The sequence below is a fragment of the Anabaena sp. UHCC 0253 genome (assembly GCF_009712085.1).
In the GTDB taxonomy this organism is placed as follows: Bacteria; Cyanobacteriota; Cyanobacteriia; order Cyanobacteriales; family Nostocaceae; genus Dolichospermum.
Window position 1 is genome coordinate 1 of sequence record NZ_VILD01000010.1, and the last position, 13,862, is coordinate 13,862.

At 37.0% G+C, this 13,862-nt stretch carries 15 protein-coding genes and 1 pseudogene; 7 read left to right on the forward strand and 9 right to left on the reverse strand.

Features of this window, described 5'->3' with window-relative positions; genetic code table 11:
- Positions 1-353: 353 nt before the first annotated feature.
- The 5 genes and pseudogenes from FJR38_RS22850 to FJR38_RS22875 form a co-directional block, all read right to left on the reverse strand.
- On the reverse strand, positions 354-635 hold the full coding sequence (locus FJR38_RS22850) for a DUF2281 domain-containing protein (protein ID WP_168499921.1): 282 nt from the start codon (positions 633-635) through the stop codon (positions 354-356).
- A 122-nt stretch (positions 636-757) separates the two neighbouring features.
- A pseudogene (locus tag FJR38_RS22860) lies at positions 758-1,171 on the reverse strand (type II toxin-antitoxin system VapC family toxin).
- Positions 1,162-1,431: a hypothetical protein gene (locus FJR38_RS22865; RefSeq protein WP_168499925.1), complete on the reverse strand. Its 270-nt coding sequence runs from the start codon at positions 1,429-1,431 to the stop codon at positions 1,162-1,164. The pseudogene FJR38_RS22860 and the gene FJR38_RS22865 overlap by 10 nt, the downstream one beginning before the upstream one ends.
- A gap of 249 nt (positions 1,432-1,680) precedes the next feature.
- Positions 1,681-2,988, reverse strand: a complete 1,308-nt coding sequence (locus FJR38_RS22870) for a serine/threonine-protein kinase (RefSeq protein ID WP_168499927.1) — start codon at positions 2,986-2,988, stop codon at positions 1,681-1,683.
- 272 nt (positions 2,989-3,260) lie between these two features.
- Positions 3,261-4,631, reverse strand: coding sequence for a DUF697 domain-containing protein (locus FJR38_RS22875; RefSeq protein WP_174764114.1), 1,371 nt, complete (start codon positions 4,629-4,631; stop codon positions 3,261-3,263).
- Positions 4,632-5,006: 375 nt separating this feature from the next.
- Here FJR38_RS22875 and arsB point away from each other — a divergent pair, with 375 nt between their 5' ends.
- From arsB to FJR38_RS22905, 6 genes are all read left to right on the forward strand, one after another.
- On the forward strand, positions 5,007-6,167 hold the full coding sequence (gene arsB, locus FJR38_RS22880) for an ACR3 family arsenite efflux transporter (RefSeq protein ID WP_168539618.1): 1,161 nt from the start codon (positions 5,007-5,009) through the stop codon (positions 6,165-6,167).
- 16 nt (positions 6,168-6,183) lie between these two features.
- On the forward strand, positions 6,184-6,834 hold the full coding sequence (gene arsH, locus FJR38_RS22885) for an arsenical resistance protein ArsH (protein WP_168499942.1): 651 nt from the start codon (positions 6,184-6,186) through the stop codon (positions 6,832-6,834).
- 137 nt (positions 6,835-6,971) lie between these two features.
- Positions 6,972-7,367 carry an arsenate reductase, glutathione/glutaredoxin type gene (gene arsC / locus FJR38_RS22890; protein WP_174764110.1) on the forward strand — a complete coding sequence of 132 codons (396 nt, stop codon included), beginning with the start codon at positions 6,972-6,974 and terminating at the stop codon, positions 7,365-7,367.
- Positions 7,368-7,520: 153 nt separating this feature from the next.
- Positions 7,521-8,309, forward strand: a complete 789-nt coding sequence (locus tag FJR38_RS22895; RefSeq protein ID WP_168539820.1) for a Nif3-like dinuclear metal center hexameric protein — start codon at positions 7,521-7,523, stop codon at positions 8,307-8,309.
- A 286-nt stretch (positions 8,310-8,595) separates the two neighbouring features.
- The gene (locus FJR38_RS28760; RefSeq protein ID WP_168500019.1) at positions 8,596-8,811 is read left to right on the forward strand and encodes a hypothetical protein; all 216 of its coding nucleotides are present in this window, start codon (positions 8,596-8,598) and stop codon (positions 8,809-8,811) included.
- 608 nt (positions 8,812-9,419) lie between these two features.
- Positions 9,420-9,731: a DUF6679 family protein gene (locus FJR38_RS22905; protein WP_168499955.1), complete on the forward strand. Its 312-nt coding sequence runs from the start codon at positions 9,420-9,422 to the stop codon at positions 9,729-9,731.
- A gap of 17 nt (positions 9,732-9,748) precedes the next feature.
- Here FJR38_RS22905 and FJR38_RS22910 read toward each other — a convergent pair whose 3' ends face one another.
- The 4 genes from FJR38_RS22910 to FJR38_RS22920 form a co-directional block, all read right to left on the reverse strand.
- On the reverse strand, positions 9,749-11,431 hold the full coding sequence (locus FJR38_RS22910) for an MBL fold metallo-hydrolase (protein WP_168539620.1): 1,683 nt from the start codon (positions 11,429-11,431) through the stop codon (positions 9,749-9,751).
- A 97-nt stretch (positions 11,432-11,528) separates the two neighbouring features.
- Positions 11,529-11,651 (reverse strand): hypothetical protein, encoded by a 123-nt coding sequence (locus tag FJR38_RS29125; RefSeq protein WP_256366936.1) that lies wholly within the window; start codon positions 11,649-11,651, stop codon positions 11,529-11,531.
- A gap of 157 nt (positions 11,652-11,808) precedes the next feature.
- Entirely contained in the window at positions 11,809-12,372 is a 564-nt protein-coding gene (locus FJR38_RS22915) for a sporulation/spore germination protein (protein WP_168539622.1), read from the reverse strand.
- Positions 12,373-12,455: 83 nt separating this feature from the next.
- Positions 12,456-13,226, reverse strand: a complete 771-nt coding sequence (locus FJR38_RS22920; RefSeq protein ID WP_168539624.1) for a lipase family protein — start codon at positions 13,224-13,226, stop codon at positions 12,456-12,458.
- 222 nt (positions 13,227-13,448) lie between these two features.
- Between FJR38_RS22920 and FJR38_RS29130 the strand changes: the two genes are divergently transcribed.
- Positions 13,449-13,853: a DUF5684 domain-containing protein gene (locus FJR38_RS29130; protein ID WP_168499963.1), complete on the forward strand. Its 405-nt coding sequence runs from the start codon at positions 13,449-13,451 to the stop codon at positions 13,851-13,853.
- The last annotated feature ends 9 nt before the right edge of the window (positions 13,854-13,862 follow it).

Here is a 13,862-nt window from a genome sequence, read left to right on the forward strand (position 1 = left end):
CTACAGAACGGGTGGGGGCTAATGGGGGATTGAGGAACTTAGGGGCATTGATGGGACATGAGAGCATTCAGACAACTTTACGGTATCAGAAAGTAACGCCACAACGAGCTGAGGAAGTAGCACACAAGGCGTTTAATAGTCTGCCCAATTTTTGCGAATAATTTTGGTAATTAATTCAGATTTGACAGTCATCATCAATACTTTTAACTGGGGTTAAATTTATGGGGCAGGGAATACATACTACTCTGTACCAAGAGAATGAGGGTAAGCTATCTTCCGGTTGCTTATTATACAAGTATTAGCTAATCAATTTATTTTGGTTCTGAAACCGTTGTCCTGCAATCGTTTCAGCCTTAGCGTACAATTTTCCCGTTTTGGCACGGTGATGCCAGACTCTCCCGCAAGATATCTTGTCCCGCTTCACTACGAATTTCTTCTAAACTAGGAAAGTCATCTTTCCAAGTTCCCGCAAGTGAATAAACGAGTTCTGTCCAAGAAAGATTTGCAGAATCATTGACAATTTGGTTAGGATTTAAATTTTTACTACAGATAAATTCAGCAAAATTCAAAATTTCCTCAGCTTTATCTTGGGGAAGATTTTTCACAAGTGCGTAAATCTGTTCAGCAATGGTCATAATTAATAAGGATTTTCAGGATGTGGATTTTCGTGTTTAGTAGATGATTAACCTGTATTGTGCAGATTTTTATTTGTCAGAATCAGGATATGGGTTTAAAGTATGATGATCAATTATGATTCCTAAATAAAATCTGCTAAACAATTACCTAATTTTAAATTTTCTATATTTTCAAAATCACTATCATAAGTAAATAAAATTAAATTATGTTGAATTGCTGTAGCTGCAATCCAAATATCATTAGTAGGTATAGGTTTTCCTTTCTTTCATAATTGAGAATAAATAAGAGCATAATATTCTGATGTTTTTTCATCTATAGGAAATATTTTTATTCTAGGAGATTCCATAAACTTTTCCAATTCATCACGATTTATTTCTGGTTTATTTCCTAGTGCAAAACCTCCTAATAATTCTCCAAGAATGATGGAATTGATGACAATAATATCTACATTTCCAATTATTGCAACTGCTTCATTTTGATTACGTTTAAAAGCAGTATAAGCATTGGTATCTAATAAGATTGATTTTATTGCCATAATTGTTGATCTATTTCATTAAATTGTTGAGTATTCAGTAAAAATTCAGTTTCATCTTCTTTTGTCCATGTTCCAGCAAGATAATCTAGATCATGGTAAGGATAGGAATTAGAGAAATGTTTTTCTGCTGATTCCATGGTTTCTGAATGTTTCATATTATTTATTTTACCAGTAAATTCTTTTATCCATTGATAAAGGTTATTTAGTTCTTGTTCTGGTATTTTGTCAATTTCTGCTTGAATAAGTTCTTTCATAGTCATAACTTTTACTCCTGTTGGGAATTTATTATATTATATCTGAAATTGTCTGAATCAGGATGTCCAGGATTTTAGGATTTACAGGATTTTATTGAATGATTGTTTTTTTGGGGATCTAAATTATTTAATTCATCTTCTCATTTATCAACATCAATTATCTCAGAAGTCGGGGAGCTTTCATCAGAAAATAAAATCCTGTAAATCCTTAAATCCTGTATATCCTGATTCAGACTTAATAATTTTCTGTAACCTTTAAATGTTACAGTTTACAAGTCTCTGGAAAACAGACCCCCTCCCTATTGCCTCCCCCACCAGAGAACACACAACAACACAAGGCAAGTGTCCTTTTGGTGATGTATTATCATATTTTATACCCTCTTTTATACCCTCTCCCCATCCCACACTTTTGACAAATCTCTTCAAGGTTTCATATTCATAGCTACCAAGCTTCCCACCGACACTCAAATAAGTTTCCTTTTGGACGCTGAAGCCAAATTTTCCTTGACTGTATTTTACCCACAATTGGTCAATTGTGCGGAGGTCTTGGCATGGAAAATCTAAGAGTTCATTACTTGCAAAGAAGTCACCTGACTTTTTACCCACAGCTTTAATCATAACTTCGTAAGTTTCTTTATCTGCTTCTTCCCAGTTCTGTGCTTTGAGTAAATCACGCAGGTTATTGTATTCCATTCCTACTTCTGATTTTAATTGTATTTCTTGCTCATTTTCAATATTAACCAAACCCAAATTTTCCCTAAACTTAAATACTGTTGGAGTCCGGTTTTCCGGTTCTATTTCCATACCCTGCAAAATAGCATCATTCACTCTCTGACTAATACAGGAATTATATTTCTTTGGTTCTACTAAAATGTCAAAAGCTTTACTATTCCTACGGTTTTGCGCGGATACTGGAGCATCTGCCGTGAGGAGATAATATAAAGTTGCGGCTAAAGCGTAAACATCGGTATGATGTCCAAAATTACCTTGGCGCTCATATTGTTCTATAGGTGCATAACCTTCTGTTAAAGCATTTGTCATGCTGTAATTCTCAATATTTCGACTTAGCCCAAAGTCAATTAAAACCGCTTCTTGTTTATTTTTTCGTAAGAGAATATTTTCCGGTTTAATATCGCGGTGTAAACTTCCTTTTATGTGAATATATTCTAGAGCCTGACTAATTTGATCTATATATAATAGTGCTTCTGATTCTGATAATTGTCCTTTATTTTGGACATATTCAGATAAATTTACCCCATCAATATATTCCATCACAATACCAAAAAGTTCACTTTTTTCTTCTTGGATGACTTCATAAACTTTGAGAATATGGGGATGATCAAAACCTTTAATTGTCAAGGCTTCATTTAGAAACTTAACGTGTTGTTCTGTAAAATCTTTCCTCAATTGCATGGTGGGATTTAAGGTTTTAATGGCGTAAAATTTACCCGTCTTGGGTTCTAAAGCTTTGTAAGTGATACCATAACCACCTATACCCAAGGGTTTACCCTCAATGATAAATCTACCGTTATTAATTTTTTGCCCTTTTTGCCAAATAATCATACCTTTTTTAGTAAATACCGCAGAGATTAATTTAAATATATTGTCATAATTATATCATTGCTGAGTATTGGGCGATTAGAAATCGCAACTACACAAACAAAGTCCACACTATGGCTAACGCCACGCTACGCTATCGACAGGCTCAGTGACCACCTGCGTGGACTAAGAAAAAAGTAAGAGTTTGAAACCCATGTTCGCCTTTGGCGTTCCCGAAGGGTAGATGGGTTTTGTCTGTGTAGCCGTGATTTCTAATCGCCAAGGTAAGTAATAAATTAGACTTCCACTGCTTTTGCTTCCGGTAACAACCGCTTCACACCTTGCTTCACAAAATCTTCCAAAACAGCCATTCTTTGATTTTGTTGGAATACAGTTTGCAAAACTTGACGCAGTTTGTCGAGATTTAAAGCACTTCCCGATTCTAAAGCAACTTCTTGCTGTTCAAAATATTCAACTAAACTTAATCCCGCTACTCTTGTTAGGTAAGCAGCACTAACTCCCTCTACCATTCCTCCAGCCACAAAGGTAGCAACATTAGTTTTCAGAATACCCGTTACAGCCCTAGTTGAAAGTTCCACCAAACCTAATTTCAACATCAAACTTCCCATAGTTCCAGCTACTTGTTGCGCTTGTTCTAAGGAAATCTTCTGCTGATATATATTACCCAAATCCATGACCATTTGAGCAGTAATCGCCGCAGTTGCGAGAATATCTAAAGCAGGTACAGGGTTAGCAAAAGCCGCTGCTGCTGCAATCCATTGATATTGTTCTATAAAGGGTGTGGATTTGTCCCTTCTTACGCCATTTAAACAATTTTTGGCTTCAGATTTCAGTAATAATACTTTGCGATTTGTAGTATTACAAACTAACTGTTCTCCCTGCTGTCCAACAACTTCTCCTAATTGTTGTGTCAACTGCTGGATATCTGGCGTTGGTTGTTCCATCCATTCTTGGAAAGAACCATCTTCTTCATGTTTTCGCACTTTCACAGCTACAGGAGAAGCCGCAGTCGCAACTACATTTGCACCTATCCGCTGTTTTAATGATTGTAAAACTGTAGCGCGTTCATCTGATTGATATTGATCTTGTTTGTTGAAAACCAGTAATTTCGGCTGTTTTGCAGCTTTTAGTTGTTGTAAAACCTGAAATTCTGAATCTGTTAAATCACCGTTTGTCAGAAATAAGACAAAATCAGATTTCTGCATTTCTGATAAAGTGACAACATCAGCATTTTCACCAATTACGGAAAACAAAGGCGCTGTTTCGGAAAAATGCAAAGACATTCCCGAACTCGTTCCTGCATTTTCTATAACTTTGATAACCGTAGTTTTGCCTACAGATTTTCCACCAGTCACCGCAACGGCAATTTCCTTTCTATCTAATTCTAAAGGCAATTTAGCCAGGTTTTCCCGGAGATTTTCTAAAGCAGGATGACTGGTTGATTCTTGGGCAAGCTGATTAATTATTACTTCGGTTTGAGCGATCGCTTTATCCACAGCCGCTCTATCTACAAACATATCATTTAGCTGTTCACCTAGTTGGGGCTGATTTTTCTTGAATAACCACAAACCCCCACCAACAGCCAACGCACTCAGGAGGCCGAATTCTCCTACCTGAACTATTGAATCATGCCAGCTATCTAACATCCACAAGGAGAACGATAGCCCTAGTCCTCCCACTAATATTGGTCGCTGTAACTTCACAATTGTGATTCTCCACGCGAGGAAAAAGCTTTTACTTTACTTTAGTTCAAAACCTGCTACTCCGTTTGAGGTTGGTGAACAAACGTTCACAGTAATTAAAAATTTAAAATTAATAACTATATATTTGCAATGCAGCTAAAAACATGATTATAGATGCCTGTCAATAATCCATCAATTTTTTTTGATGAATCTTTGTGCCTGTATGGTAGGGTAAATAATTACATATCAACTTTTCTTGAAATGATAGATACATTAGGTAGGTAGTCTCTCACTAACTAGACAGATAAAAACAGGTTACGCAAACAAAAGGCAATATTTATGAATATCAATCATTCAGAAAATCAAGTCCGAGTCAAAGCTGGAAGTAACTTAAGTTTTTTTGAAAAATATCTCACCGTTTGGGTATTTTTGTGCATCTTAGTAGGAATTGGATTAGGGAGATTATTTCCAGGTATTGCTGTAACTCTAGACGCTATTAGCATTTATCAAGTATCAATTCCCATTGCTATATGTCTATTTTTTATGATGTATCCCATCATGGTAAAAATAGATTTTACCCAAGCTACTCACGCTCTGCGGACACCCAAACCTGTAATTTTGACTTTGGTGATGAATTGGTTAATTAAACCATTTACAATGGTAGTCTTTGCCCAATTCTTTTTAGGTTGGTTATTTAAACCATTAATTATAGGTTCAGAATTAATTCGTGGCAACGAAGTTAGTTTAGTAAATTCTTACATTGCGGGAGCAATCTTATTAGGAATTGCCCCTTGTACAGCCATGGTTTTAATGTGGGGATATCTGGCTTATGGTAATCAAGGACATACTTTGGTAATGGTAGCAGTTAATTCTCTAGCAATGCTATTTTTATATGCACCTTTAGGAAGATGGTTATTAGCAGCAAATGATTTAACAGTTCCCTGGCAAACAATAGTTTTATCTGTGCTGATTTATGTTGGTTTGCCATTAATAGCAGGAATGTATAGTCGGTATTGGATTTTCAAATATAAAGGTAGAGAATGGTTTGAAAGAGAATTTCTGAAATATCTTTCTCCCATTGCTACTGCTGCTTTACTGATTACTTTAGTTTTGCTGTTTGCCTTTAAGGGAGAACTAATTGTCAAAAATCCTTTACACATTTTATTGATTTCTGTTCCCTTATTTATCCAAACAAATTTCATTTTCTTCATTAGTTATGTAGCAGCATTAAAGCTGAATATATCCTATGAAGATTCAGCCCCAGCAGCTTTAATTGGTGCTAGTAATCATTTTGAAGTGGCGATCGCTACAGCGGTAATGTTATTTGGGTTAAATTCTGGTGCAGCACTAGCAACAGTGGTAGGGGTTTTAATTGAAGTACCAGTTATGTTAATGTTGGTTGAATTTTGTAAACGCACAGCAGCATGGTTTCCGAGAGAACCAGAAAAAGCAACTTTGCGAGATCCTCGTTGTATTCCTGCCTTTAGTGCTGATGATTAGTTAAGAAATAATTGCCATGACAGATTTCAATCATCCCCCCAGAATATTATTTTTATATGGTTCTTTGCGCGAACGTTCTTACAGTCGTTTATTAGCAGAAGAAGCAGCCAGAATCATGCAAAACTTTGGTGCAGAAGTCCGGTTTTTTGACCCTCGTGAATTACCAATTTATGGTAGTGTTAGTGATACTCATCCTAAAGTTCAAGAATTGCGAGAATTGAGTACATGGTCTGAAGGTCAAGTTTGGTCTTCTCCAGAAATGCACGGTAACATTACCGGAATTTTAAAAAATCAAATTGATTGGATTCCTTTGAGTATTGGTGCAGTTAGACCAACCCAAGGAAGGACTTTAGCAGTAATGCAAGTAAGTGGAGGTTCTCAATCTTTCAACGCCGTTAATACAATGCGAATTTTAGGGCGTTGGATGCGAATGTTCACCATTCCTAATCAATCTTCAGTAGCAAAAGCTTATCAAGAATTTCATGAAGATGGAACAATGAAAGATTCTGCTTATCGTGACCGAGTAATTGATGTCATGGAAGAACTATATAAATTTACGTTGCTATTACGTAATCAAGTGGATTATCTCACAGACCGCCATAGTGAACGCAAAGAAAAAGCAGCCCAGGAAAATATTCAAGCCGCAAATAAGGCTTTAAAAGTATGACTTGCAGAATATGTGACTGAAAACCTTATTTTCTGGTAGGGGTAATTCATGAATTACCCCTACTTTGGTTCAATTTTGCGTTCTGATAAGTTTCATAAAACTATTCTTTTGTCAACCAATTTACAACTACAAAAATCATGAAAAGAGTAATGTTTGTTTGCAAAAAAAATTCTCGCCGTTCCCAAATGGCGGAAGGTTTTGCGAAAACTTTAGGAGAAGGTAAAATTGCTGTTGTTAGTTCTGGTTTAGCATCAAGTCATGTAGATCCTATTACTGTCGAAGTTATGGCAGAAATAGGCATTGATATTAGTAATCAAAGTTCTAAATGTTTAAGTGATTTTCATCCTGAAGATTTTGATGCAGTAATTTCTCTGTGTGGTTGTGGAGTCAATTTACCAGAAGTATGGGTATTAAGAGAAGTCTTCGCAGATTGGCAACTTGATGATCCTGAAGGTAACAGTATTGATACTTTTCGCCGTGTCCGCGAAGAAGTTAAAGAAAGAGTGATTAAATTGATAGAAGATTTAACTTAAATAATTGACAATTGATAATTGACAATTGATAATTGGTAGAAATTAATTATTACCTCTTACCTGTTCCCTGGTAATTAGTGACAGATCCCCGACTTCTGATAAAATCTATGTTAATTAATGATTAATCTATTAAGAAGTTGGGGTTTTTTGTCAATGAAAGTTGCTGATTTAATCACCTGGTTTGAAGAATGGGCAAATCCCGCTTGGTGCGAAAGTTGGGATAATTGCGGTTGGCAAGTTGAACCAGGTGTTTTGTACACAGAAGCGCGGGTTTTAGTGTGTTTAACTCCGACTTTAGCAGTAATGCAGGAAGCGATCGCTCTCCATGCTAATCTAATTTTTGCCCATCACCCCCTCATTTTCAACCCCCCCAAATCTTTCCGCACTGGGGAAGCTTTGACGGAAATGGTACGCTTATCTTTTGCTCATAATATCGGCATTTACAGCGCCCATACTAATTTTGACCAAGTAGAAGATGGAACTGCTGACGTTTTAGCGCAAATTCTCGGACTTGAAGAGGTATCACCGATTATTCCTACCCAAGCAGGTTTAGGTTATGGGCGTGTAGGCATAATAAAACCAAGTTTGACATTAGAGAAATTGCTCCATAATATTCAAACGCAATTAAATCCGCCTCAGTTGATTTTTTCCCCCATGGCTGATTTACAGCAGCAAATTTCCAGAGTAGCTGTTTTAGGCGGTTCGGGTGCAGGTTTTATTTCAGCAGTAGTCAAAACTAATGCCCAAGCTTATCTAACTTCTGACTGTAAATTTCATCAGTTCCAAGAAAGCCGAGATCGTGGCCTTGTCTTAATTGATGCTGGTCATTATGCCACAGAACGTCCAGCGTGCGATCGCTTAGTCCGGAAATTTCAAGCCCTAAACTTAGAGTGGGTGCAGTTGAGTCAGCAAGATGAAGATTTTCGCCAGTTTTTACACTAAAGTATATCCATCAAATTTTTACGTAGTGGATAATACTGATGACCTTGCCTAATATAATCAAGAAGTTATAAATTTTTAGGCTATTTTTTTCCAAATTTGTATTTTATTTTCAGCAAATAACCGTAAATATCCTGAAGGCAACCCATATTAATCTGATTAGCAGTGATATTGATCACTATATTTAAGTAATGAGAATCACTAGGAACGGCTGGTTTGCATCAATGTATTTCTGAAGTAATTGTTCCACAATAAAAATAATCAATTGCTTCATTAGCCCCTAGTTATGATGATTCGCTCACTAGTTAAATCTGCTTTCCAAACCGGGTGTCTTAGTGTTGAATCCGAGGGTCTAATCCACCAAGTGCTAAAAACCAGGTGTTATCAGCCAAACGATTTGGTAGCTCTTGCAGCCCTTGACGATGAAATCCGTAGTGGTAACATTAAACGCGAAGCATCCGCTCGCCGCCCATTAGAATTCCCCACCCTTTGTAATTCTCGATGAATTTTCTTGATTGCACTCATCCAACCCCGTTAGTTTCAGCTTTCACTTACTTGTACACTATATAGTGTGACTGATTAAATGTATCGAAATAACCTGACACTGTCTCACAACCTATGTAGAGATATTCCACCAGAACACCTCTACATATAAATTTACATTTTGTGCCAGTAACGCCTCGAATATTCAAATTTTTATTCAGAAGATAGGCTGAAAACCCCAATAGTAAAGCGTGGTATGCACTATCAACACAAGAGTTGATCATTTTTAAACTCTCCTCTTGTAGTCCATCGCTTGCGGGTGATAGTCATGTAGATAGTATCAAATTAGCAACCGTGTGTTGGCGAAATGTTCCCACCAGCAGCGTGAGGTAAAAGAAAAATATCTGTATATGTAAACAGTTTGGATAGCCGTTCAACTAATGCGGTAAACTAAAGCTTAAGACCCAAAATTTGACCTAACACTAATGACTAAAAATAAATGGTAAAATTGAGTCACTAAACTTACTGGGTTGTAACCGCGGAATTCACCTCATTAGAGGCTGGTATTCTTGGCACAAAACCCAAATCTGACAGGTTTAACTACGTTGTATAAAAAGGCAGAAGCACTACATGCTACACCGCAAGATTTATCAACTGTGTTGCGACGGGCGGGAGGTATGTGTTTTTTTGCGGGATCAGCAACGCTGGATAGAGCGGGCCCGCATCATTGATATCGAGGGTGATTTAGTGACTTTACGCTATGAAACCGACGAAGAAGATGAAGTTTGTTCTTGGGAGGAGATGGTTCGTCTTGAAAGCATCGGATCTGTCACTCAAAAATTAGCTTCAGTACAACGCGGTAATGTAGAACCGCTGACAACTGATGACTGTCCAGAAGCAGAACGTATTCATAACCCTTATACTGACCTGAATCCAGAATAAACGCTCCTAAATTAAATTCAAGTTAAGCGTTCAAAAGCAGGACAGTATCCGTCAAGGGTAACTTTGAAATTATACAAGGGGGCAACGGGATTCAAACACCGTTGTCCCCTTTGGTATCGGCAATTACCACAGCATTCAACATCACTAGAAGTAGGACGGGGGCTATTTTGGTTTAATAGTTCCCGTGGGGATAACCCCCGTAATACCAAGTCTTCACCCTGCCAGCGGGCTGCTATTAAACCTGTATCAGCAAACTGTCGCCAGCGAGGATCTGCTGTCACCGCATCAGGAAGAGTAATAGTAATAACAGTTCCCAACTCCGTCAACTCACCCTCATAATTAGTCTCAGGGGCAGCCGGTTGTAAAAATGTTTCCCCAATCGGTAATTCTACTAGAGTCCCTGCGGCTGGGGAATGGACATGATAGCGGTTTTGTAATTCTTCTAAACAAGTTAAATCAGCTAGGTAGCTAGGAGAACCATGTACAAAAATCACGTGCTGGGGGCGGAGATTATGAATTAGCTGGGTTGTTCCTGGACCATCACTATGTTGTGCTAAAAGATAATTTTCAACTTCTGTTGGTGCTAAATAATTGTGACTAAAGTTGATATCAATTTTTTCGGGTAGAAGAATCAGCCAATTACCTGTATTTGGTTGACAATATTTACTTAAATCAGCGCTGGAATCCGTGAGGACAATACAAGGAGATCTGCCTAAAGTCGCCAGATATTCCGGTTTTAATCGGCGGACACGAGGTTTGATTCTTTCATCCCAAAATAAAGGTTGATGACGGGCAAAATTTTGAACAGAAGCGGGAAGATGAGGTAAAAGTTCTAAATAGGCATCGCAACCAGTCGCAACAGCACCATCAACCCAAACATCTATATCTCTACCTGTAAAATGGTGATGGGAACGTAGCAACATCAGCAGTTCTTGACCTAAACCTAAAGCTGGTGTTGGTAAAATTACTGAATAACTTTCAGGGTTAGCCACTGGAATACCGTAAGTAATAGCACGGTTAATTCTTTCTGCTAATTGATTTTCTTGATTACGACGATGAGGATGACGGGATGTACCATAACTACCTTCAATTAAGAGTACATCTAAATTTAAACCTCGTAATTCATCCAGTCGCAACCCTTCTACAAAACGGGAATTAGATAGGAAAAAATCACCAGTGTAAAGTAACTTATAATCGCGGTTTGGGGTGTGGTAAGTCAGAAGAATAGCAACCGCACCAGGTAAATGACCTGCGGGAAATAATTCTACGATTAAATTTCCTGTTATCTCTACAGGCGATCGCAATGGTAAAGCCTGACAAAATGAAGGAATTCCTGGTAGTTCTTGTTCTGGCCAATTGAGAGGTAATAACTTTGTTGTCACCTCACTAGCATAAATAGGTAACAATGGAAAAGCTTGATGCAGGGTTAATAAACCCCTGGCATGATCTGCATGAGCATGACTAACTAAAACTAAATCTGCTGGCATAGGTGAACTACCACGTTGTGCCGATTTAGTCAAGTCCTTGGTTATGGGTGAAATATTTGTCAACCCAAAATCTAATAAGATCCGGTATGGACCCATTTTCACCAGTAGACACACCCCTTCATCTTGATGCTGAACACTATAGGGAAAGCATTCTAACTCATGAGCTACTTCTGGAGCATCAAAACCAGAATCAATTGAGACATTATCCCTCATCTACTCCTCCCTTCAAACTATTGGCTGAGGAAGTTGGCCTTGGGCTTTGTTTCCTTAGCAAAGTTATGAAAGTTGGAAACTGAACCGGAAACTCCTCTTAATGTGCAGAACCATTCCCATGATAGTTGTCGGAATCATAAAAGCCATTTTTCGTACCAAAAAATAAGCACGAAACCGTAAATATAACAGTTAAACCCACTAAAATCAGTTTGACAGTCATTGATTTTTTACCCTTGACTTAAGACTTTATTATCTTAATAGAGTCTTTTTACCTTTAGGCAGAATCACTAGAAAATCTTTACTATGCCTAGATTATCTGTAAATATAGCACTTTTATGGTAGAAGTCAGCGGATATTTGCCAGACGATCTTCAAGAATCAAAGAGCAATATCTTCACCACGCTCAGTAAAACGGACATCTTTGATTTTCCACTCAGAATTACTAATTAAAGTTTTGCGGACACTACCAAACAAAGCAAACTGCTCACAACTAGAAAGAGAAGATACTTGTCGTTTTGAATCTGGAGAAATACGTACATCTACAGTAGCAATACCATTATTGACATTAACACGATAGCCAGCGACGCTAAAATCGGCTGTATCTTGTTCTTTGAATATCTTACTGATAGCCTCATTCATTGGTTCTTGAGCAGAAACATCAGCTTTTTTAGGAATTAGCTGTTGACACTGGTCATCACTTGTGTATAGAGTCACATTGGTAGTTTTACCAGAAATAGCTTTAGAATTAGAATCAGTCGAATATCCTTCAGCCGCAGGAGTTGGAGACTTTTCTGGTTCTCCTTGAGGACTTGGACTAATTTTACTATTTGGTGTTGTTTCTAAAGTTGGGTTATCAGCAGTATTATTAGAATCACAACTGCTAATAGTTATGCAGAATACTACTAAAAGAAAAGATAAAACATATCGGTTGTAATTATACATATAGAAATCCTGTTTGATTTTGACTAGAAAATTTATCCCATTTATTCCCCTTTCTCCCTGTTCCCTAAGTTCCCTTCATTAGTTTAACTTCTGGAAGAGATTGATGCTTCTTTAAGAAAATCAATATATTTGATAATAGCGTGATTATTAAATCTGGATGAAATAAAGTTCCAACTAAATCTTGAACCTATTCGCAATTCCTGATCTACAGGCTGATATCCTTGCCACCATCTTGGTAATTCTGGTATTAAGTCCATACCATAAATAAAGCGATAGGTATTAGGAACTCTTTGATTATAAGACTCTCTAAAACTTTTATTACCGACCTTTGGCGCTCCAAAAAGATAGGCTTCTATAGAAGATAATTGATTACCAAAATTGTACTGAATATCTACAGCACACAAAGTTGCTAAAGCTCCACCCAAACTATGTCCAGTGACAGTTACATTAACACTATTTTTATCTTTGATATATTCATGAATTTGTTCTCTGACAGAAAAATAAGCATTCACAAAACCACGGTGCATCAATACACCAGAACTATTTTTATTGTTATATGGATAGACTTTTTCATTTTGATCCACAATTTCTTGATGAATGATGGTTTGATCAAATTCTTTTTGATTTTGTTTGGTATCAAAATTAGTTTTCCAATCAAAATATGAGTTACTACCGCGAAACACAATAGTAATTTCTGATGCTTTTGTCAAAATAGCGGTTTGGGTATCGGTACTATCTTTACTAATGAGAATTTGTTGATCATTACAATCACTAAATGTAAGTTTTGAGAAATCTTGATAAATCTCCTGACAAGAAACTGCACATTTGAAGGCTTTGACGTAATCTACTTTCATAAATACCTCACTCTTGGACAAAATACTGTAAGAATGATTTATTTTATCCTGTATTAATCCAATCGCCTAGTCTCGTACCGCAGTGCGGAATTAAAAATCAAATATAATCCCTAGAGTGTATTTTTATGACAATAAAGCAAATTTTTCCTTAAATTCTTGACCTAACAGTGATTTTCAGGATAGTAAGGTAAAAATGAGTTAGGATTGCTATATAAGGATCAAATGCTTCTACTAAACTATAATTGGCACTTAAACTCTTTTCTGGCTCAGTCCTCGTCAAGCTCTGAGAGTGCTGGAGCAAATATCGTTTTTCTAGTTTTCACTCTGTTTGGCTATTTGTTTAGTTCTTATTGCTTCTACAACATCTACGAAAAATTAGGAGAGGAAAACGCCTGGTTTGCATGGGTCCCAATTCTTAATAATTGGATCATGTACAAAGTTGGTGGTCAGTCTCCTTGGTGGGTTGTAGGACTTTTCATCCCATTAGTTAATATCGTAGCTGCGGTTTTCTTACTAATGGCTTTGATCAAAATTGTAGAAAAACTGGGTAAAAATCCCTGGTTGATTTTGTTAATGATTGTTCCGATAGTTAATTTTGTAATTTTATACAATTTCGCTTTCGGTTAATTTTGAGCT